Below are 19,882 nucleotides of genomic sequence, written 5' to 3'. Positions count from 1 at the left end.
GCTTGCCGTTTTTAGTGAAAAGCCTACCCACGGCAAGCTAAAGCTTACCGCACATTCGTTACCGCCGCATGCGCTACCTCCTACCCTGCCTGCTGCTGCTCAGCGCCTTTTTTAGCCTGACCATGCCCGGCTGCAAGCCCCGCGAAGAGCAGCTGCAAACGTCGGGCAGCCTGGCCTTTTCGGCCGATACGGTGAAGTTCGACACGGTTTTTACCACCATCCGCACCGTTACCAAGCGGCTGTGGGTGTACAACCGCAACGCCAAGGCGGTGACCGTGGACTTGGTGAGCCTCGATAACGGGATTAATTCGCCCTACACGCTGGTGGTGAACGGCGACCTCAAGCAAACGGCCACCAACCTCTTCATCAGGGGCAATGACAGCCTGCTCATCCTGGTGCGCGCCCAACTCAAGGACAACGGCCAGAGCGGCCTCGCCAAAGACCTAGTAGTACAGGAAAACCTCAACTTTCGCACTAACGGCCAAGACCAGCGCGTGTTGCTGCGCTCATTTGGCCAAAATATCTATCTACTGGATAGTGTGGCCTTTACCCGCGATGCGGAGCTAACCAATGCCCGGCCCTACGTGCTATATCGTAACGTAGTGGTGCCGGCCGGCGTCACGCTGCGCATCAAACCTGGCACCCGCATTTTCGCCCACGCGGGCGCGGCGCTTATTGTGGCCGGCCGTCTGCTCGTGAATGATGCGGCCGACTACACGCCCGGCCCCAAGGATACTGATACCATAAAGGCCACCAACCCCAACATCGTGCGCTTCGTGGGCGACCGCAGCGGCGAAACGCAGTTTGCCACCGCGCCCGGCCAGTGGACGGGCATCGTGTTTCTGCCTGGTAGCCAAGGCAATGTCATCCGCTACGCCCAAATTCAGAACGCTACCGTAGGCGCTTTGCTATATAACCCCGATAACGGAGTGCAGCCGGAGCTTACCATTCAAAACAGCGTTATCTGCTACATTTCGGGGGCCAGTGTGAGCTTTGCGGGCGTAGCCAGCAGCCTGGGCACCGGGGCCGGCGTGTTCAATATTCTGGGAAAGCTTACGGCTACCAACACCCTATTTAGTGACTGCTACGAGTACGCCGTGCTGAGCCAGGGCGGAAGCAACTTCTTGAATTTCTGCACGATAGCTAATTTCCCCGCTACGGGCGGCGTGCGTAAAACGCCCTCACTGAACTTTACCAATTCGGTAACCGACTCGAAGGGTGCAACCAGCGCCAAGCTGCCCACCGTGTCGGTGCGCAACTCTATTGTGTGGGGCTCAATTGAGGATGAGCTGTTTTTCGAGAACTACAACGCTTACAAAGCCAATGTGAGCGTGCTCAATTCGGTCCTGCGCACTCAATTGTACTTAGCTACCACTGATACTGACGACAAGCCCGGCTTGGGAGCCGTGACTTACAACAACTTAGTAAACAAGGACCCGCTCTTCGTGCGGCCCATCGGCGGTAGCTTCGGCGATTACCGTCTCGGTGGCATGTCGCTGGCCCGCAAGCGCGGCAACCCAGTGGGTGATGTGCCCGCCCGCGACCTGCTCAACCTGCCCCGCACTGCTGCCACGCCCAGCCTGGGGGCCTACGAGAGCACCAAGTAACTGCCCAGCCCCATGCGCTACATCCAAAAACGCCTGCGCCTGCCCGCCGTAACCGAAGGCTTTCACCTTATTACCGACTTGTTACTGAGCGAGTTGCCCGAGCTAGAAACCATGCGCGTGGGTACGGCCAACTTCTTTATTCAACACACCTCGGCCAGCCTATTTATCACCGAGAACGCCGACCCCACCGTGCGGCGCGATTTTCAGGAGTATTTCCGCCGCCTGGCTCCCGACAATGCGCCCTATTTCCAGCATACCCTGGAGGGCCCCGACGACATGACAGCCCACCTAAAAGCCGCTATGCTGGGTAACTCTGTGACGGTGCCCATTGCCAACGGCCGCCTGGCTCTAGGCACCTGGCAGGGCCTATGCCTGGGCGAGCACCGCCGCCACGGCGGTCGCCGCTGGGTGGTAGCCACCCTCATGGGCGAATAGCGCGAAGCTTTGCAGTTCGCCCTATAGCACGCGCGCCTGCGAGCGGTAGCGGAGCGAATCGAACAAGACCAGCTTTTGCACGCCGCGGGCGCTGTACTGGCGCAGTTGGCCGTTTTGCAGCGATAGGCGCAGGTCTTTTTGGCCGAAGAATAGGGCGTTATCCTGCCGCAACGTAGCCTGAATTTGCTGGGGCTGGCCAGCCGCGCTCGTCACGTCGAGGCGCAGCACGGGGGCGTTGTCGTGGCCGGGCAGCAGGCGGTAGGTGCGGCGCACGGCCCCGCCGGGCAGGTTGGCCGAATCCACGGCATAGGCCCCGTGCAAGGCGGCTTTGTTGATGTCGGCCTGGTAAAAAATCTGGAGCTCGTCGGCCCATTTCACCTGGGGCACGCGCACGGTTTCGGTAGCGCCGCTGCGCAAGCTCACCTGCTTCTCTACGCTGGGCCGGCGGGTGGCCAGCAGCCGCACCTGCGCATCGAGCAGGCCACGCACGTCAAAATACGGGCCGCTGGGGTGGGGCGCGCCGGGGGCGGCCGGGTCGGGGGCCTTGGTGCCTTCACCGCAGCTGCTGAGCAGCAGCAGGCTCGCGGCCATCAGATAAAAGCTTCTACAACTCATAAGCAAGAAAAATCCCGCCCGGCAAACCGCCGCGCAACCAGGGCGGTGGCGGCAGCTTGCCGGGCGGGACGCGTGAAAGCACTCAGCCCGCCAATTGTTTGCCTAAGCGCGCAGCAGGCTTTGGCCGGTCATGTCGGCGGGCTGGGGCACGCCCATCAGCGCCAGCACGGTGGGGGCAATATCGCCGAGCTTGCCGCTGGCTAGCGTGCCCTGATAGTTGGCATCGGCTAGAATGAAGGGCACCAGGTTGGTGGTATGGGCGGTGTTGGGCGAGCCGTCGGCGTTGCGCATAAACTCGGCATTGCCGTGGTCAGCAATGACAATAGTGGCGTAGCCGGCCGCCAGGGCAGTTTCCACCACGTCGTGAGCGCAGGCATCGGTGGTTTCCACCGCCTTCACCACGGCTTCAAACACGCCGGTGTGGCCCACCATGTCGGGGTTAGCGAAGTTGATGACGATGAAATCGGCCGAATTGGCTTGCAGCTCGGGCAGCAGCGCGTCGCGCAGCTCGTAGGCGCTCATTTCGGGGGCGAGGTCGTAGGTCGCCACTTTGGGCGAGGCCCGCAGAATGCGCGTTTCGCCTTCGAATTCCTTTTCGCGGCCACCCGAGAAGAAGAACGTGACATGCGGATACTTTTCCGTTTCGGCCATGCGAATCTGACGCTTACCATTGGCCGCCAGCACTTCACCTAGCGTATTGTCGAGGTTATCTTTCTCAAAAATCGGCGTTACGCCCACAAATGTTGAGTCGTAGCTCGTCATGGTGAGGTAGCGCAGGGCCAAGCGGTGCATTTGGTAGGCGTTGAAATCCTGCTGCGTGAGCGCCTCCGTGATTTCGCGGCCCCGGTCGGTGCGGAAGTTGAAGCACAGCACCACATCGCCTTCCTGAATGGTGGCCAACGGCAACCCATCGGCCCCGGTTTTCACGATTGGCTTCAGAAACTCATCCGTAACGCCCTCTTTATACTGCTCCTGAATGCTTTGAATCAGGTTTTGCGAGGGCGTGCCCACGCCGTTTACCAGCAGGTCGTAGGCCACTTTTACGCGCTCCCAGCGCTGGTCGCGGTCCATGGCGTAGTAGCGGCCCACAATGGAGGCGATTTTGGCCCCCGTGCGCTCGTTATACTGCTCCAGGTCATTTACGAAGTGCACGCCGCTTTTGGGGTCGGTGTCGCGGCCATCAGTGAAGGCATGTACAAAAACTTTGTGCACGTCGGCCTCGTGGGCAATGGTGCAAAGCGCCTTTACGTGGTCGATGTGCGAATGCACGCCGCCATCCGACAGCAAGCCAATGAGATGGAACGCCTTATTGTTCTCCTTGGCATAGGCGAGGGCCTCTTTGAGGGCGGGTATCTGGCCCAGCTTGCGCTCGCGCGCAGCTTTGCCAATGCGTACCAGCTCTTGGTTTACTACGCGGCCCGCGCCGATGTTCATGTGGCCCACTTCCGAGTTGCCCATCTGGCCCTCGGGCAGACCCACGGCCTCGCCCGAAGCCTGCAACGTGCTGTGCGGGAAGCGATTGAGTAGTTCGTGAAAGTAGGGCGTCCGGGCCGCATCCACGGCCGAAACCTCTACATTCGGAGCGATGCCCCACCCATCCAGAATAACTAAGAGGACCTGCTTGTTCATGCCTGCAAAAGTACGCCCCCGCACTCTAAAGCGCCTACTGCCTGCATCATGGTTGGCCGACCGGTCAAATCTTCAGAAAGGCTTCAGTTTCCCTTCGGCTGGCATAGTTTTGGCTTACTCGTTAGCAAGCGCCCACGGCCCTGTCCAGGAAGCTTTTTTTTTATGAAAGTAATTTTTACTAGAGTTGTTTTATTTGGCTGGCTACTGCTGGCGTTGGTTCTAAACAGCCAGGCGCAAGGCTCCGACCAACTTTCGGCCGTGCGCTCGGCCATCGCTAGCGGCTCGTCGCGCGGCTTGGCCCAGTACTTGGCTCCCTCGGTAGAAGTGGGTTTCGACGGCGACAAGCAGAGTTACAATGCCACCCAGACGGAACTGGTGATGAAGAACTTCTTCGCCAAGAACCCCCCTGCCAGCTTCGATATTGTGCACCAAGGGGCTAGTAATGAGGGGATTCCCTACGCCATTGGCCACTACGTGGGCCGCAACGGTAGCTACCAGGTGTTTATCAAGCTCAAGCCCAAGCAGAGCACCCCGATGATAGACACGCTCGATTTCACGAAAGAATAACCCCGCCTTCCCTATCTGAAACCCGGCTGCCCGCCCGCAGCCGGGTTTTTTGTGCGCCCGCCGGCCGGCGTACCTTTGCCAGGTGTCAGCCTATCCCGCCCCTTACCTCACGTCCGAAGCCCTCACCACGTTCATCCGCACGGCCCTGGCCGAAGATGTGGGCGACGGTGACCATTCGGCCCTGGCCGCCATTCCGGCCGATGCTCGCAACCGCGCCAAACTGCTGGTAAAAGGCGAGGGCGTGCTGGCCGGCGTGCAGCTGGCCGAATTGATTTTCAAGCACGTAGATGCCGGGCTGACCATGCAGGTGCAGCTAGCAGACGGTACCTGCGTGCGCCACGGCGATGTAGCCTTCACCGTGGAAGGCCCGGCCCGCAGCATTCTCACCGCCGAGCGCCTAGTGCTCAACTGCATGCAGCGCATGAGCGGCATTGCCACCTACACGGCGCAGCTCACCGCGCAATTGGCTGGCACCCACGCCCGCCTGCTCGACACCCGCAAGACCACGCCCAACTTCCGCCTCTGCGAGAAGTGGGCCGTGCTCATCGGCGGCGGCGTAAACCACCGCTACGGGCTGTTTGACATGATAATGCTCAAGGACAACCACGTGGACTACGCGGGCGGCGTGGGCCAGGCTATTGCGGCCACCCACGACTACCTGCGCCGCACCGGCCGCGACCTGCCTATTGTGGTGGAAACCCGCACGTTAGCCGAAGTGGAGCAGGCGCTAGAAGCTGGTAGTATCACCCGCATTATGCTCGATAACATGGCCCCCGCGCTGCTGCGCGAGGCCGTGGCCCTGGTGGCCGGCCGCCTGCCCCTGGAGGCCAGCGGCGGCATCACCGACCAAACCATTGCCGCGGTGGCCGCCACCGGCGTCGATTACATATCGGTCGGCGCGCTCACGCACTCGGCCCCCATCCTCGATTTAAGCCTTAAAGCCCTAATCGCAGATTAAGCAGCTTGCGCGGATTTCGCTGATTCGGGTGGCGCGAGTATGAGTGGGTGGCGGCACTGTTTTCCTCGTTTTTCGCTTGAATTGGAAAGGGCCGGACCAGAATTTCGAAAAGACAAGTAATAGATACTAAATAAGTTACCAAACAGCAGCCAGTCAGGAGTCGCTAGAATCAGCGAAATCTGCCCAATCTGCGAAAATCTGCGATTTTTATGAATCAACCTAACCAACGCGGCGGTGGCAGCGGCTACCTCCAGCAGCAGGCTCCGCAGTCGCTGCCCGGCACTATTAAGACCAAGAAGTACCAGTTTGACACCAATACCTACACCCGCATTGCAATGGGCGAGGTGTGGCGCAAGGAGTGGTGGTACGCCCTCATCCCGTTTGTGGTGGGTGTGCTGCCGGCCGTTATCTGGCATTCGTGGTGGTGGCTGCTATTGGGCGTGGCGTTGGCGGCCATTTTTGTGCTGATACGCTCGTCCTTGGTCACCGGCGTAACCCAAATGGAACAAAGCAAGCCCCTGTTTGAGCGCATGAACTACGAGGCTGACTCACGCCAGCTCATCATGCGCCAGAGCGAGCAAAAGGCCATGGCCCTGCCCTGGGACCAGATTGGCCGCGTGCGCCGCGAGCCCGATGCCTACCTGCTGTACCTCAAGCCCGGTGCGCCGCCCGCCGAGTTGGCCCCCTGGCGCCGCTGGATTGCCACTACGTTTGATGTGCCGGTTTTTTTACATTTGCCCCTGCGCTTGTTTAATAACGACAACGACCGCAAGCTGTTTGAGGCCCTGCTGCGCCGCAAGGGCCTGCTACCCGCCAATGCACCCGCCGCCTAAGCCGGCCCGCACAATCATTGTTTTGCCTGATTTTTTGTTTCCGCAAGGATTTTTTGCTTCCTACAATTTATGAAAAAGCTGCTCTCTTACCTGGCTCCGGCCGCTATGCTGCTACTCGCTTCGTGCAGCAGCGAGCCGTCTGACTGGACGGCTGACAAAAAAGTATCGCTTGATATGGTACCCCCCGGAACCCGCATCAGCGACAACTTCGACCAGAATACCGCCGCCGCGCCCAACCAAGAAAAAGGTGGTGCCATTAGCGAGCCTACCAGCGACAACAAGAGTATCCTTAGCAAGCGCGCCGCCCCCTCGGCCGGTGCCGTAATGTCGGCTGATGTGCAGGAAGGCACCGCCATGAAGCCCGGCGAAAGCGCGCCCAAGAAGGGTGACGCGGCCACGCCCGACACGGCTCGGGGCCAGGCTGGCTCGCGCCAGTAAGGTGGTTTAGCGTAGCTAATGCTCACTAGCCCAACGGCTGATAAGCTTATCTTTTGAACTTGCAGCAATGTTGCGATACATATCGCAACATTGCTGCAAGTTTTTCTGTTTTGTTCCCCTATGTGGATTGCAATCTTTTTGTTGGCAGCGGCGGTGCTGGGTGCCGGGGCGTTGGTGGGCGTAGTACCGGCAGCCCGCACTACGCAGTGGCTCAAGCCGTTGCTGGCTTTTAGCGGAGCCTATTTGTTTACGCTTACCATCACGCATTTACTTCCCGAAGCTCTCACCTTACTGCCCCACGCCCCGCAGCGCGTGGGCTACTGGGTGCTGGCCGGCTTCTTTGGGCAGTTGCTGCTAGAGGTGCTGTCGGAGGGTATTGAGCACGGACACGTGCACGCCCCCGATGCCGCGCAGCAGGGCCGCGTGCCGCTGCTGCTGGTGCTGGCGCTGGTGGTGCACTCACTGCTGGAGGGCAGTATTTTGGTGCGAGGCGCGGGCAGCGGCGAAGTGAATCAGCATTTTTACGCCCTGGTGCTGGGCGTGGCGCTGCACCACGTACCGGCGGCGGTAGCGCTGGCCACGCTGCTGCGCATGCGCTTGGGTTCTTTTCGGCGGGTGTGGCCGTGGCTGCTGGTGTTTGCGCTGGCCTCGCCAGCGGGGCTGGCTTTCAGCAACTACGTGGTGCTGCAACAGCTGCTGGGCAGCGGCATTTATGCAGCGCTGCTGGGCTTTGTGGCGGGCACGTTTTTGCACGTTTCGACTACTATTCTCTTCGAAACTAGCCCCGAGCACCGGCTCAACTGGCCCAAGCTGGGCGCTACGCTGGGCGGCTTAGCGCTGGCGCTGGCCGTGAGCAGTCAGTAGATTGCAAAGTGCGGCTATATTTGCTAATAAATGCTTCACCCGCACGAGGTGCTTAACTTGGCTACTATGAGACTACTACTAGCTGGCACACTGCTTCTTACGCTAGGGGCGTGCCGCAAAGATTCAGAGGACACCGCTGCCCCTGAATACGCCGACTGGTACGCCCTGCGGGCCCCCGACGACCGGGCGATTGAAGCCGTAGCCGGCGACATTGACGAAACGCTGGTTATCACCACCCGCTTCAAAATCTACCAGACTACCGACCGCGGCAAAACCTGGCAAACGAGTGATTACAAACAGAATATTGGGGTATTTGGCTTCCTGGCCCGCGCCGACACGTTGCTGGCGCTCACGGCCGGCACGAGTGCCTCATCCGCGCTGTTGGATTCGGCTACTTATACCACGTATGCAGTTAGCCCCAGTGTTTTGAGCTTAGATAAAGGCCTCACCTGGAAGCCCTACCGCAACTGGGAGCGTGAAAATTTCAAGCCGAGAGTAGCCCTGAACAGGCTCACGGCTAGCTCCGGCACCGAGTACAGTATTGCGTACCGCAATACGCCAACGGCACCCGGCTCAAGCAGTTACTACAGCGAAACAGTGGGCATTAAAAATTCGACGGGGCAACGGCTGGCTCTACCAGAAAGCCACCAAATCAACAGCCTGTACTTCGATGCCAAGTCGCGGCTCTACGTAGCCGCATCGGCGGCGCGTTGCGGCACTATACCAAACGCTACCTTCTGCGGCGAGCAAAACGGCGTGCTGTACGTGTCTAAAAAGCCGCTGCTATAAGCCAATCGGACTCACGCACAAACGCCTGTCAGGGCGCGCGCAACGCAGTAGCGCGCGCCCTGACAGGCGTTTGTGTTACTCGCTCAGCAGTGGGCCAGTGCCGCGCAGGAAGCTTTCGAGTTGCTGGGCGCGGGCGGTTTCGCGGGCCAGCGCGGCTTGCAGGCTCAGCAAGCGCTGGCGCATGAGCAGTACCAGGTCGATGGCTTCCGGGGCCAGGCCTAGGCCGTGGTGCAGGCGCGCCAGGCGCGGCAGTAGCTCGTCGGGCTCCTCTACTTCGATGGTATCGGGGGCCGGGGCGGGGCGCAGCAGGCCAAGCTCCACAAACTGGTGCAGCTCGGCCCGGCCCAGGCCGTAGCGGGTGTCACACTCCTGAAAAGTGAGCAGTAAAACGCGGGTAGGCATAACGTTAACTGATTACGGATGGAGAATTAGCGTATTTTACGATTTACTGACAACCAACAAGATATACTATTTTATTCTTCGCCGCGCAGCTTGGCCAGCTGGTGCAGCAGCTCGCGCTCGGCGTCGGTGAGGTCGGTGGGCAGCTGCACATTGAGACGCAGGTAGAGGTCGCCGTGCTGGCCCTCCTGGCGGTACACGGGAAAGCCTTTGCCGCGCAGGCGCAGGCGGCTACCGTTGGCGGTTTCGGGCTTGAGCTTGATTTTGACCGGGCCGCCGAGGGTTTCGACCGTTTGCTCGCCACCGAGCAGGGCGCGGTAGAGGGGCACGAGTACGTCCTGGGTGAGGTCGTCGCCGGTGCGGGCGTAGCGGGCGTCGGGCGCAATGCGAAACGTGATGAGCAGCGCGCCACTGGGGCCACCGTTGCGGCCGGGGCCGCCTTGGTCGCGCAGCCGGATGGTCTGCCCATCGGCCACGCCCGGCTGAATGGTAATGCGCAGGTTTTTGCCATTTACCGTGATGGTGCGCGGGCCGCCGGCGTAGGCTTCGGCCAGCGTAAGCTCCAGCTCGGCCTGGTAGTCGGAGCCCGCGCCGGGCCGGCTGCTACGCCCGCCACCACCAGCGCCGCCGCCCATGCCCCCAAAAATGGAACTGAAGAAATCGGAGAAATCTTCGCCCTGCCCGCCGCCTCCGCCGTTGCCCTGGGCATACTGGTTCCAGTCGAAACCGCCCGCGCCGGGCCCGGCCCCCGGACTACGCCGGCCGCCCTGCTGCTGATAGCGCTGGTAGTCGGTGGCCATCTGGTCGTATTTCTGGCGCTTTTCGGAGTCTGAGAGCACTTCGTTGGCCTCGTTGGCTTCCTTGAACTTTTGCTCGGCCGCGGCGTCGTTGGGGTTCACGTCGGGGTGGTACTGGCGGGCCAGCTTGCGGTACGCCTTCTTAATCTGCTCGGTGGTAGCCGTTTTCTCGACGCCCAGCGTTTTGTAATAATCTTTGTAATCCATTTTTGGAAAGAGAGCGGGGGCACCACAAGCCACCCTGTTGGCACCCTAATTTAACGCAGAATAAGGCTGCGGCGTTGAGTTAGGCAGATTGCACCAGCGGCAGTAGATTTGTATTTTACAGGTGACTACCGCTATTCTGCCGAGTGCAAGTTAAGCTAGTTATGGTACCCAACCTAGGCGACTTTCGGGTAGCAGCTTTGGCATGATTTTATAATTTGAGAGCCGTATATTACCCCTATTTTATTCCCAATTCAACTTTTTGTCCTCGATGAAACTAGCTATGCCTGCCTTGTTGCTGAGTGGTTTGCTGCTTTTGGCGCAGCAAAGCCCAGCCCAGACTACCCCGGCCGCCGCCACTGCTACGCCTACCCCACCCTCACCGGCGCAAGCAGCCGGCGCACGCCGCCCCCTGGCCCCACGCCGGGCGGTAGCCCCCCGCCGCGCCGGGGTCACGCCCGCCGGCCGCCCCAAAACGAGCGGCGTAATGGCCAAAGACGGCCTGACCATGCAGGGGGGCCGCGTGGTGCTCACTGAACTGGGCCTCACCGCCCCCATTCAGCAGGATAAGCGCTTGCTCAACGGCACGCTCGTAACCACCAGCGGCCAGGTTACCAGTAGCACTGGCACTACAACGCAGCTAGCCGAAGGCGACTACGTGTCGCTGACTGGCCGCTTCACCAGCAAGCGCGAAATGGTGGAAGCCGACAGCGTACGCAAGCTCGTGGACTACGACCTCAAGCACCCCGGCAAGCGCAAGGAGCTGGAAAAAGCCCGCGAAAAAGCCGAGAAGGAACGCGCAAAAGTGGAGAAAGAAGCCGCGAAAGCCAAGGCCAAAGCCGGCCGCTAGCGCTCAGTAAAGCTCACGAGTGCGGCTATGCCGGCCGCATCATCGCGGGCTTCCACTACTTCGTCAATCACGTATTGAATTTCGGATTCCGACCAGTCTTCGGCTTCGGCGGCGCGCACAAAGTTGTCGAGGGCGGCAAAGCGGTTGGCGCCGGCGGGCGGCGACCACACGAGGTACTTCTGATTCTTTTTCATACTGCGAAGATGGCACTCAAGCGGTGAGCCGTTAGCTTTTAGCTACTAGCTGTTAGCTTATGTTCTGGCTAACAGCTAGTAGCTAAAAGCTAACGGCTCATCACTTAGCGGCCGTTGCGCGTGGTGGGGCCCATGTGCAGCACCTTGAGCTGCACCGGCACCACGCCGGCATCTACCAGGTCGAGCTTGCGGGCGGCGCGCTTCGACACGTCCACGATGCGGCCCTTCACGTGCGGGCCGCGGTCGTTCACCACCACGTTTACCGAGTGGCCATTGCGGGTATTGGTCACTTTTATCTTGGTGCCAAAGGGCAGCGTGTTGTGCGCCGCCGTGAGCTGGCCGGGCCGGTAGGGCGCGCCGCTGGCCGTGGGCCGGCCGTCGAACTTATCGGCGTAGTACGAGCCTTGGCCCGATTGCGTGAAGGCCGACTTGCTACTACCGCAGGCCGCCAAACCTAAACACAACATACTAAGGGAAAGCAGATTACGAAAATTATTTCGCCGGGCGATGTGCATAATTAAGGTATTCATGTGGTGTTCACGCGGCGTACCGGAATAAAGCAGCATCTTTCGGTCGAAATTAATTTCTCCCTCCCTCCTCTTTACCCCGTCCCATGAAAAATACGTTGAAACTCGTTGCTGGTCTTGCTTTGTCGGGCCTTTTCCTCACCGCGCACGCCCAGACTGCCCCTATGCAAACTGCTCCCATGCAGGACGGCAAAATGGCCGATGGCAAGATGAAAGATGGCAAAATGAAATCCGGCAAAATGCACAAGGAAAAAATGAACGGCAAAATGTCGAAAGACAAAATGGGCGACGACAAGATGAAGACCAAAATGTAGGTCTGCGGCTAGCGCTGCACTAGTTCGGCCGTCCGGCCCGGCTGCTTACTAAAGCGGCTGGGCCGGACGTTTTTTTTGCGAGTGACCGGCGCGGGCGAGGCCGGCAGTGGGGCGGACTCTGCTATCTGCAAGGCTTGCAAAGCGGCGTAGCTACCCTGAAAAACGTTAAAATCGACCGCACCCCGGATGCCCGGCACGTAGGCCTCGTCGGAGTGCTGCCAGATAATCCAGCGTGCGGCGGGCAAGGCGGGGCGGGCCACTTCGTAGTGCGCCAGCCACAGCGGGTAGTCGTCGAAGTGCCCGGCCAGGTAGTGGCGGTAAAAGGTGTAGTTGGAATACAAGATGGGCCGCACCTTGTAGTGGGCCTCCACGGCCGTGAGCCACTGCCGGATTTCGAGGCGCATTTCGGCCACATCGTGAAACTTAGGGGCTTCAACATCAAGCACCGGGGGCAGGTCGCCGGGCCGCAGCGGCACCGTGGCAATGAAGAGCGCCGCCTGCTGGCCGCCATCGCGGTTGGGCTGAAAGTAGTGGTAGGCCCCGCTGAGAATACCCGCCGCCCGCGCCTCGCGCCAGTTGCGCCGGAAGCGGGCGTCGCGCATGGCCCCGCCTTCACTGGCCTTAATAAACGCAAAGCGCACGCGCTGCTGGGCCACCCGCGGCCAGTCGATAGTGCCCTGGTAGGCCGACACGTCGATGCCGTGCACCGAGTAGCCGGCCAGCAGCGGCGTGCTTTCGTGGCCCGTGAGGTAGCGCGCCGTGAGCGTGGCCCAGGTGCGGCGCGCGTAGCGGTTGAGCGGCCGCTGGTGGCGCAGGTAGTAGGTGCCGGCCCCCAGCAGCCCCAGCAGCAGGCCCGCCAGCACCCAGCGCCGCCAGCCCCGGCGCGGGGCCGGGGGCGGCGCGGTGGCCGGAGCAGCGAGTGGGGGCGGAACGAGCATAAGCAGGGGCAGCAGGCCCAAAATAACGCACGGCGGGCCGCCTGACGTATGTCGGCCGGGGCCGTAGCTTGCAAGCCTAAAGCCGGGTTGCTTGTTTCCGGTTCCTTCTATCCCCTCGCTTATGTCCGATGCGCGCGATGCCAACGGCCACTTAATCCGTGAGTTACACGGCGTAACGCTGGCCAGTATCCTGGAATACCTGGTGGCCCACTACGGCTTCCCGGCCCTCGATGAACGCATTAAGCTTAATTGCTTTGCCGTGAACCCGAGTATAAAATCCAGCCTCACTTTTTTGCGCCGCACCGACTGGGCGCGGGCCAAGGTCGAGGACCTGTACATTCGCCTGCGCACAGCCGAAGCGCTGGGCAAGCGCCTACCCTAATTTACTACAGGTCAATTAACTGCATAATAAATGGCTGAGCTGCGCGAAAAATCAGGCCCATTGGCACTGCTGGTGGGGTTGGCCGGCTTTATCGCGTTTGAGGTAGTGGCCTACTACGTGCTGCGCTTCGTGACCTCCGGCCTGGGCGAGGCCAACCAGATGCAGCCCGATAACACCATCGTCAGCAACTGGGTCAAAACGGTGGCGTTTCTGGTGCTGCACCTGGCCCTGGTGCTCGCCGCCGTGCTGGTGCTCAGCAACAAGCTGCCGCGCCGCTACCGCGGGCAGGTCATAGGCTGGCTTTTCCTGAGTTTGCTAGCGGGATTCGGGCTGCTTATCCCGCTGTTTTACTAGCAAAAACAACGAGGCAAAAAACGCCCGCAAGAATCAGCGCAATCCGTCTAAATCTGCAATTGCATAACAAAGCCCCTGCTCGCGCAGAGGCCTCAAGAGGGTGAAAACAGGGGTGCCGGTCGGTCCCGGCGTTATCGTGGTAGAGGAGGTGGCCGGTCGGTCCCGGCCGTATCGACGGGCCGGGCCGCCTTAGCTGCCCGGCTGAATGTCAATCTCGCGGGGCTGGTTGGCCTCCGCATCGCGGAACGGGATGGCTACGCGCAACTCGCCGCCCTCGTGGGTGGCATTGATGGCCGTGAGGTCGAGGTTTTGGGGCAGGTCGAGCGTCTGCACAAACAGCGGCGCGGCCAGTTGGTCGTCGGGGCCGTGGCGGTATTCGCCGTACACAGTCAGGTGGTTGTCTTTCAGCACTACGTGGAAGCTTTCGGCGGGCACGCCGGGCATGGCTACGTGCAACACCACACCCTTGGGGCGCTTGTTTACGCGCAGGGTAGGCTGGGCTACCCCGCCGCCGATAGTATTCAACAAATCAAGCTGGGGAGCGATAGTACGGATAAATTCGCGGCTGATAAATTTCATAATAAGTAGCCTTAGTAGGTGGCTTCGGGCGTAGTAATACAAACCCCGTACCAGCCTATGAGAATAGCTAACTAGACTGATTTTCAGACCTTATGACCGCTTACTACTCAATCATTTACCCTATCTGTGACACCTTGACCGAAAGCCCGCCGATGTGGCAGAGCAAAAGGATTAAAACCGGCTCGTCAGGCCGAAGTGAACCTTGGAGTTTGACAGCGAGAAGCCGGTATTCAGAAACTCGGAGCGGCCCACCGAATACACAAATTGAAATAGCCCCGCCGCCGTGCGGAAGCTCAGGCCCGCGCCCAGGCCGGTGGGCTTGTCGATGCTGTGCTGACTGAGGTCGTTGAGTCGATAGGCTTGCAGCAGCGCCTGGTCGGCGAAGATGAACACGTAGCCCTCGGGGCCAGTGAACTGGCGCAGCTCTACTGTACCCACGCCGTAGGCATTGGTATAGAACTCATTTTCGGTAAAGCCGCGTAGCGAGTTGAGGCCGCCCAGCCGAAACAGGTCGTTGAGGAAAAACTGTTGATTAAACAATCCCTCGCCCCGCGCCCGCACCAGCAGTACGCCCTGCCGACCCAGCGCCCAGTAGCGCTCGGCCCGCCCGCCAAAGCTGTACTGCGTCGAGCGCAGCGCCACGCCATCGTACAGCGCTTCGCTGATGGAAGCGTTCCGGCGGATAATCTTCGTGCCCACCCCACCCTGCGCGCTCACAAACAAGCCCCGGTGCGGAAAATAGATATCATCCAGGTTGGCCCGCGAGTAGCCGAAGCCGTACGACGTGTACTCCGAATCGACGTAGTCGGGCAGCTTGGTTTGCTGGGTATATTTTATGCTGTCAAATAGAAGGCGCGAGCTGCGCTGCTCGGCGTAAAAGGTGAGCCGGCCGGCCCGCGCCGTGGGGTAGCTCACTTGCACCCGCGGCCGGATGGTGAGAAACGCGTCGTTCTGCTTATACAGGTTAAACGTGCCGCCCACCTCCAGCGGCGTACCGAAGATATTGGGGTGCAGGTAGTTGAAATCGAATAGCTGCGACAGCGCATCGACCTTGCGCCACTGCAAGCCCACCTGCTTGCCCCCGCCGCGCAGGTTGCGCAGGTTGATGGTGACATCGCCCGTAAACTGCACCCCGCTGGCCCCGTTGGCGTTGGGCAGCAAACCCACAATGGCGTCGAACTGGTTGGACGGCCGCTCATCGAGCAGCAAGTACACCCGCGCCAGGTTGCGGGCAAAGCGCACCTCAGGCACGGCGCGCAGGCGCACGTAGGGCAGCTGGCGCAGCAGCGCGGCGGCGGCATCTACGCGCTGCTGGCTGTAGGGCGTGCCGGGCACAAGTTGCAGATACTTAGTAAGAAAGCGCTTCTTGGTTTTGCTGGTGCCCACTATTTGCAGCGAGTCGAAGTACACCGCCGGCCCGCGCTTGAGCACCACCCGGCCCGCAATGTCGCGGCCGGTTATCCGCAGCGAATCCAAGCCAATGGTAGCGAAGGGAAAGCCTTGGTTTTCAGCTTCTGTGAGCACGCGCTCTTGCAGGGCCACCCAGTCGGCCGGGTGCCAGGGCGTGCGCCTAAAGAACTTTTCGCGGTAGCCGGCGCGGGTCAGCAGGCCATCGCCGAGGTTGCCGTTGTGCAGGTAGGCCCAGCGAAACTGCTCGCCCACGTAGAGGCGTACCCGCACCGTGTCGCGGCCCCAGCGCATGTCGTCGGCCGAGGCCGTGAGGTAGGCGTCGGCCTGCAAGGCCAGCACCAGCTCGCGCACCGTGCGCAGCGCCGTGAGCGAGTCGGGCACCGTAGAGCGCGGGTGCAGGCGGCGCACGGTGGCCCGGCCGGCCGGCTCGGCTTCTATCTTGAGGAAGCGCGGGTGGCCCAGGCGGCGCGGGGCGGCGGGGGCCGTAATTGGCGTACCCACGGGCGGCAGCGGCGGCGAGGCCAGCCCCGGCGCGTTGGGCACGGCCACGCCCGGCCCGGTGTCGGGCGTTTGGGCGCGCAGCGGCCCGGCGGCGAAGCTCAGGGCCAGCCAGCAGCTCCACAGGAATAAGGTAGCGAGTTGGGCCATCGTTGGGAACGCAAACGCGCCGGGCGGTTTTTAATTTCAAGCGTCCGATTTTTGTGCGGGCAGTAGCGTGGACTCTGTGAGTCCGCGCGTGGTATCACCTGGACGTTTCCACGCGCGGACTCACAGAGTCCATGCTACCGCCCGCAAAAGTCGCGCTGTTATCCTCAGTAGTTATAGTTATGCCTGGCCTCTACCTCCACATTCCGTTTTGCAAGCAGGCCTGCCACTACTGCGACTTCCACTTTAGCACTTCTATGGGCCTGAAAGGGCAATTCGTGGAGGCGCTCATCCAGGAGATGGCCCTGCGCCGTACCTACCTCCCCGACCCTACCGCGCCGCTCGAAACCATTTACTTTGGCGGCGGCACGCCCTCGCTGCTCACGGCGGCGGAACTGTATCGCATTTTCGAGGCTATTGCGCTGAATTTCAACGTGTCGCCGCAGGCTGAAATCACCCTCGAAGCCAACCCCGACGACCTCACTCCCGCCAAGCTAGCCGAGCTGGCCGCCTCGCCCATCAATCGCCTCAGCATCGGGCTCCAAAGCTTCCACGAGCCCCACCTGCGCCTCATGAACCGCGCCCACTCGGCCGCCGAGTCGGGGCAGGCGGTGCGGGCGGCGCAAGCGGCGGGCTTCGAGAACATTTCGGTGGATTTAATCTACGGCATTCCGGCCCCCAGCCACGCCGTTTGGGAGGCGGATTTGGCAAAGCTATTTGAGCTGAACGTGCCGCACGTGTCAGCCTATGCCCTGACCATTGAGCCCGATACGGCCTTTGGCCGCCGCCTGCAAAAAGGCACCTTCGTGGCCCCGCCCGACGAGTTTGTGGCCCAGCAGTTTGAGCTGTTGCTCAACGAGTTGCGCCGAAAAGGCTACGAGCAGTATGAAATCAGCAACTTCTGCCAGCCCGGCCGCGAGAGCCGCCACAACGCCAACTACTGGCGCGGCGTGCCCTATCTAGGCCTGGGCCCCAGCGCCCACTCCTTCGACGGCCGCAGCCGTCAATACGCGGTGGCCAACAACCCGCAGTACGTGGCCGCCGTGCTCGAACACGGCGAAGTGCCCGCCACCGTGGAGCAGCTTTCGCCCCTCGACCAGGCCAACGAATACCTGCTCACCACCCTGCGTACTAGCCGCGGCTGCGACTTGACTTATTTACGTAATGAGCTCAATATGAATTTATTAGCTGATAAGACTGATTATCTGCAAAGCCTGGTCGCCCAGGGTATGGCCACGCTGGAAAGTGACGTGCTGCGCCTCACCGACGCCGGCAAGCTGCTGGCCGACCACATTACGCTGGAGCTATTTGCGGCCGCGCCGGCCGCCACGGTGTAGCTTGCGGCCACTACCCAGCCTTCTTTCCGCCCTTATTCCTTCGCCGCCCATGAAGCTTCTCAGCGATGCCCTGGTCAGCAACGACGACTTTTTCGTGGAGCAGGTCCACCTCACGGCCATCGTCTTCGACAACACCGACGACGTAACCATCTGGGCCACCACGTTTCGCGACGACGACGACCATTTTTTCCACCTCGGCCTGCCCTTCCACGACCTCGACACGCTGCTGCGCGTAGCCGGCGACCGCGCCGAAACCCTGGCCGAGGAAGTCGCCGATGCCCTGGCCACCACCGAGCAATGGCCCTGCCTGCTCGAATACACCACCGAGGACGCCCCGCCCATCTCCCTGCCCGGCGTGGTCCTCAAGCTCGCCGTCACCTTCCCCGCCGACACCGACGAAACCGACGACCCGCAGCCGCACAATATCTTCTACCTGGAAGGCATTTTTGCCCGCCTCAGCTCGTAAGGCATTATTTATTAACTATTTAGGACTTACGCAAAACGTCTGTCATTGCGAGCGCAACGCAGTGGAGCGCGGCAATCGCACCAGCACGATACCCGCCCGACAACATGCTGGTTCGATTGCTTCGCGCTGCTCGCAATGACAGACATTTTTGCGTAAGTCCTATACTATAAAGAACGTCATGCTGAACGCAGTGAAGCATCTCGCATGAATTAGTAATCAATCTGTTGAGCGATTAGGTCAGTGCAGCACGCGAGATGCTTCACTGCGTTCAGCATGACGTTCTTTTAACTAAGAATCCTCATACTGTGGCCAGTGACTCCACCACCGCAACGTGGTACCTCATTCCCGGCCTGGGGGCCGATGAGCGGGTTTTCCGCCGCCTGCAACTGAATGGCACTACCCAGGTGCTGCCCTGGCTGCCGCCCCAATCACCCACCGAGCCGCTGGCGCACTACGCCGCCCGCCTGGCCGAGCACGTGCCGCCGGCGCAGCCCTGCTGGCTGGTGGGGGTGTCGTTCGGCGGGCTGCTGGCGCAGGAAATTGGCCGGCTGAGGCCGTTGGCGCGGGTAGTGCTTATTTCCAGCTTGGGCCGGCCGCACGACTTACCGCCGCTGTTGCGCCTGGCGGGGGCCACCGGCTTGCATCGGCTGCTGCCGTTTGGCCTGCTCAAATGGCTGCCGCGGCTGGCGCAGTGGTTTTTTGGGGCGCGGGGCGGCACCGAGTACCGCCTGCTCAGGCAGATACTGCACGACACCGACCCGGCCTTTGCGCGCTGGGCCACCACCCAGTTGCTGGGCTGGCGCGGGCCGGGCCTGCCCGCCGCCGTGCGCCTCCATGGCACCCACGACCGGCTACTACCCGCCGGCCGGGCCCACATCGACTACCCGGTGTCCGGCGCGGGACACTTCCTCATCGTCAGCCACGCCGCCCGAGTAAGCCAGGTGCTGAACAAACTAGCCGCCAACGGAATACTAAACCGCTAAGTGCGGAATTTATGCGCTTGCAGTCAGTATCTTAGCCGTAATTATTAATCGCTAATTTATTACTGCATGGCACAACGCTACTTCCTGAAACGGGCTTTGCTAAGCAATGCCTTGCTGCTGGCTACCGGCGCGCTCCACGCCCAGTCGCTGGCACCCGACTCGACTCAGGCACAAGTTCCGCAGCGGCCCCCTACCCTGCTGAGCAAAGCGGGCCTGCGCCTCACGCGCTTGCGTTACTCACATGATAATCAGGCGTGGCAGTTTCTGCTGCCGCTATCGCTGGGGGCCGAATACCGGGCGGCCCCGCGGATTAGTATCTACACCCAGCTAGAAGCCGACCTGCTGACCAGCTATGCCAGCGGCCGGCGACGCGGCGGCCAAAGCGGCGCAGTATCAGCCGCATCGGCGGCGTTGGGGGTGCGCTACTACTACGGCCGGGCGCACCAGGCGGCCCCCATTTTTGGCCGCTACCTGGCACTGGAAGGCAGCGCCGATTGGGAGCAGCTGACTACCAGCACGTTGCGAAGTGCCCGCCGCCGCACGTCGCCGGCTGTGCTCACACCGGGCGTGTACGTGCTGTGGGGCGTACAACATCGGCTGCGGCCCCACCTGCTTTATGACCTCAACGCCGGGGCGGGCGTACTGGCACCTGCCTACTACAATGTGGAGCGGCCCAGCGGTAGCACTCACTGGAACGTGGGTGGGCAGGTGAACCTGCGGCTTTACTTCAGCCTGTAAACCGTTATACTACACTACTACGACAAAAGG

Annotated in this window: 25 protein-coding genes; 16 read left to right on the top strand and 9 right to left on the bottom strand. The window is 61.2% G+C overall.

Translation table 11 applies throughout. The annotated features are described in order from the left end of the window. Nucleotides 1-68: 68 nt before the first annotated feature. On the top strand, nt 69-1,607 hold the full coding sequence (locus ACYVGC_RS06410) for a hypothetical protein (protein WP_460582973.1): 1,539 nt from the start codon (nt 69-71) through the stop codon (nt 1,605-1,607). A gap of 12 nt (nt 1,608-1,619) precedes the next feature. After that, nucleotides 1,620-2,042 carry a YjbQ family protein gene (locus tag ACYVGC_RS06405; protein ID WP_460582972.1) on the top strand — a complete coding sequence of 141 codons (423 nt, stop codon included), beginning with the start codon at nt 1,620-1,622 and terminating at the stop codon, nt 2,040-2,042. Between the two features lie 21 nt (nt 2,043-2,063). On the opposite strand, the gene ACYVGC_RS06400 is transcribed toward ACYVGC_RS06405, so the two are convergent. Together ACYVGC_RS06400 and gpmI are read right to left on the bottom strand one after the other, a co-directional pair. Next, nucleotides 2,064-2,657 carry a hypothetical protein gene (locus ACYVGC_RS06400; RefSeq protein WP_460582971.1) on the bottom strand — a complete coding sequence of 198 codons (594 nt, stop codon included), beginning with the start codon at nt 2,655-2,657 and terminating at the stop codon, nt 2,064-2,066. 102 nt (nt 2,658-2,759) lie between these two features. Further along, the gene (gpmI, locus tag ACYVGC_RS06395; RefSeq protein ID WP_460582970.1) at nt 2,760-4,286 is read right to left on the bottom strand and encodes a 2,3-bisphosphoglycerate-independent phosphoglycerate mutase; all 1,527 of its coding nucleotides are present in this window, start codon (nt 4,284-4,286) and stop codon (nt 2,760-2,762) included. A gap of 162 nt (nt 4,287-4,448) precedes the next feature. Between gpmI and ACYVGC_RS06390 the strand changes: the two genes are divergently transcribed. The 6 genes from ACYVGC_RS06390 to ACYVGC_RS06365 all read left to right on the top strand — a co-directional run bounded on the left by ACYVGC_RS06390 (nt 4,449) and on the right by ACYVGC_RS06365 (nt 8,735). After that, a complete protein-coding gene (locus ACYVGC_RS06390; protein ID WP_460582969.1) occupies nt 4,449-4,853 on the top strand; it encodes a DUF4783 domain-containing protein in 405 nt (134 codons plus the stop codon). An 82-nt stretch (nt 4,854-4,935) separates the two neighbouring features. Continuing rightward, nucleotides 4,936-5,811, top strand: coding sequence for a nicotinate-nucleotide diphosphorylase (gene nadC / locus ACYVGC_RS06385; protein WP_460582967.1), 876 nt, complete (start codon nt 4,936-4,938; stop codon nt 5,809-5,811). Between the two features lie 209 nt (nt 5,812-6,020). Further along, on the top strand, nt 6,021-6,644 hold the full coding sequence (locus tag ACYVGC_RS06380) for a YcxB family protein (protein WP_460582965.1): 624 nt from the start codon (nt 6,021-6,023) through the stop codon (nt 6,642-6,644). 69 nt (nt 6,645-6,713) lie between these two features. Further along, nucleotides 6,714-7,082, top strand: a complete 369-nt coding sequence (locus ACYVGC_RS06375; RefSeq protein ID WP_460582963.1) for a hypothetical protein — start codon at nt 6,714-6,716, stop codon at nt 7,080-7,082. A gap of 120 nt (nt 7,083-7,202) precedes the next feature. Continuing rightward, on the top strand, nt 7,203-7,946 hold the full coding sequence (locus ACYVGC_RS06370) for a ZIP family metal transporter (RefSeq protein ID WP_460582961.1): 744 nt from the start codon (nt 7,203-7,205) through the stop codon (nt 7,944-7,946). Nucleotides 7,947-8,012: 66 nt separating this feature from the next. Then, nucleotides 8,013-8,735, top strand: coding sequence for a hypothetical protein (locus ACYVGC_RS06365; RefSeq protein ID WP_460582960.1), 723 nt, complete (start codon nt 8,013-8,015; stop codon nt 8,733-8,735). A 75-nt stretch (nt 8,736-8,810) separates the two neighbouring features. Here the strand turns inward: ACYVGC_RS06365 and ACYVGC_RS06360 are convergent, their stop codons facing one another. After that, nucleotides 8,811-9,137 carry a hypothetical protein gene (locus tag ACYVGC_RS06360; protein ID WP_460582959.1) on the bottom strand — a complete coding sequence of 109 codons (327 nt, stop codon included), beginning with the start codon at nt 9,135-9,137 and terminating at the stop codon, nt 8,811-8,813. A 71-nt stretch (nt 9,138-9,208) separates the two neighbouring features. Further along, nucleotides 9,209-10,138, bottom strand: a complete 930-nt coding sequence (locus ACYVGC_RS06355) for a J domain-containing protein (RefSeq protein WP_460582958.1) — start codon at nt 10,136-10,138, stop codon at nt 9,209-9,211. Between the two features lie 280 nt (nt 10,139-10,418). Between ACYVGC_RS06355 and ACYVGC_RS06350 the strand changes: the two genes are divergently transcribed. Continuing rightward, on the top strand, nt 10,419-10,985 hold the full coding sequence (locus ACYVGC_RS06350; RefSeq protein ID WP_460582957.1) for a DUF6799 domain-containing protein: 567 nt from the start codon (nt 10,419-10,421) through the stop codon (nt 10,983-10,985). On the opposite strand, the gene ACYVGC_RS06345 is transcribed toward ACYVGC_RS06350, so the two are convergent. Next, nucleotides 10,982-11,179, bottom strand: coding sequence for a hypothetical protein (locus tag ACYVGC_RS06345; RefSeq protein ID WP_460582955.1), 198 nt, complete (start codon nt 11,177-11,179; stop codon nt 10,982-10,984). The two genes, ACYVGC_RS06350 and ACYVGC_RS06345, sit on opposite strands and share 4 nt — an antisense overlap. Before the next feature lie 104 nt (nt 11,180-11,283). Continuing rightward, complete coding sequence (locus ACYVGC_RS06340) at nt 11,284-11,646, bottom strand: septal ring lytic transglycosylase RlpA family protein (protein ID WP_460582954.1); 363 nt, start codon at nt 11,644-11,646, stop codon at nt 11,284-11,286. 146 nt (nt 11,647-11,792) lie between these two features. On the opposite strand from ACYVGC_RS06340, the gene ACYVGC_RS06335 reads away from it, so the two are divergent. After that, nucleotides 11,793-12,020 carry a hypothetical protein gene (locus ACYVGC_RS06335; RefSeq protein WP_460582953.1) on the top strand — a complete coding sequence of 76 codons (228 nt, stop codon included), beginning with the start codon at nt 11,793-11,795 and terminating at the stop codon, nt 12,018-12,020. Nucleotides 12,021-12,028: 8 nt separating this feature from the next. Here ACYVGC_RS06335 and ACYVGC_RS06330 read toward each other — a convergent pair whose 3' ends face one another. After that, nucleotides 12,029-12,958, bottom strand: coding sequence for a glycoside hydrolase family 25 protein (locus ACYVGC_RS06330; protein ID WP_460582952.1), 930 nt, complete (start codon nt 12,956-12,958; stop codon nt 12,029-12,031). Nucleotides 12,959-13,079: 121 nt separating this feature from the next. Between ACYVGC_RS06330 and ACYVGC_RS06325 the strand changes: the two genes are divergently transcribed. Together ACYVGC_RS06325 and ACYVGC_RS06320 are read left to right on the top strand one after the other, a co-directional pair. Then, on the top strand, nt 13,080-13,340 hold the full coding sequence (locus ACYVGC_RS06325; protein WP_460582951.1) for a VF530 family protein: 261 nt from the start codon (nt 13,080-13,082) through the stop codon (nt 13,338-13,340). A 30-nt stretch (nt 13,341-13,370) separates the two neighbouring features. Beyond that, on the top strand, nt 13,371-13,694 hold the full coding sequence (locus ACYVGC_RS06320; protein ID WP_460582950.1) for a hypothetical protein: 324 nt from the start codon (nt 13,371-13,373) through the stop codon (nt 13,692-13,694). Between the two features lie 189 nt (nt 13,695-13,883). On the opposite strand, the gene ACYVGC_RS06315 is transcribed toward ACYVGC_RS06320, so the two are convergent. After that, nucleotides 13,884-14,273, bottom strand: coding sequence for an Hsp20/alpha crystallin family protein (locus tag ACYVGC_RS06315; RefSeq protein WP_460582949.1), 390 nt, complete (start codon nt 14,271-14,273; stop codon nt 13,884-13,886). A 171-nt stretch (nt 14,274-14,444) separates the two neighbouring features. Further along, nucleotides 14,445-16,331 carry a BamA/TamA family outer membrane protein gene (locus ACYVGC_RS06310; RefSeq protein ID WP_460582948.1) on the bottom strand — a complete coding sequence of 629 codons (1,887 nt, stop codon included), beginning with the start codon at nt 16,329-16,331 and terminating at the stop codon, nt 14,445-14,447. 179 nt (nt 16,332-16,510) lie between these two features. Between ACYVGC_RS06310 and hemW the strand changes: the two genes are divergently transcribed. From hemW to ACYVGC_RS06290, 4 genes are all read left to right on the top strand, one after another. Further along, nucleotides 16,511-17,665 carry a coproporphyrinogen-III oxidase family protein gene (gene hemW, locus ACYVGC_RS06305; RefSeq protein WP_460582946.1) on the top strand — a complete coding sequence of 385 codons (1,155 nt, stop codon included), beginning with the start codon at nt 16,511-16,513 and terminating at the stop codon, nt 17,663-17,665. 49 nt (nt 17,666-17,714) lie between these two features. Next, nucleotides 17,715-18,131, top strand: coding sequence for a hypothetical protein (locus tag ACYVGC_RS06300; RefSeq protein ID WP_460582945.1), 417 nt, complete (start codon nt 17,715-17,717; stop codon nt 18,129-18,131). A gap of 305 nt (nt 18,132-18,436) precedes the next feature. Further along, entirely contained in the window at nt 18,437-19,114 is a 678-nt protein-coding gene (locus ACYVGC_RS06295) for an alpha/beta hydrolase (RefSeq protein WP_460582944.1), read from the top strand. Between the two features lie 66 nt (nt 19,115-19,180). Beyond that, nucleotides 19,181-19,852 (top strand): hypothetical protein, encoded by a 672-nt coding sequence (locus ACYVGC_RS06290; RefSeq protein WP_460582943.1) that lies wholly within the window; start codon nt 19,181-19,183, stop codon nt 19,850-19,852. The last annotated feature ends 30 nt before the right edge of the window (nt 19,853-19,882 follow it).

The organism is Hymenobacter arcticus, from assembly GCF_054779975.1.
Note: the sequence above shows the minus strand (reverse complement) of the source record. Positions and strands in the feature narration are given on the sequence as shown.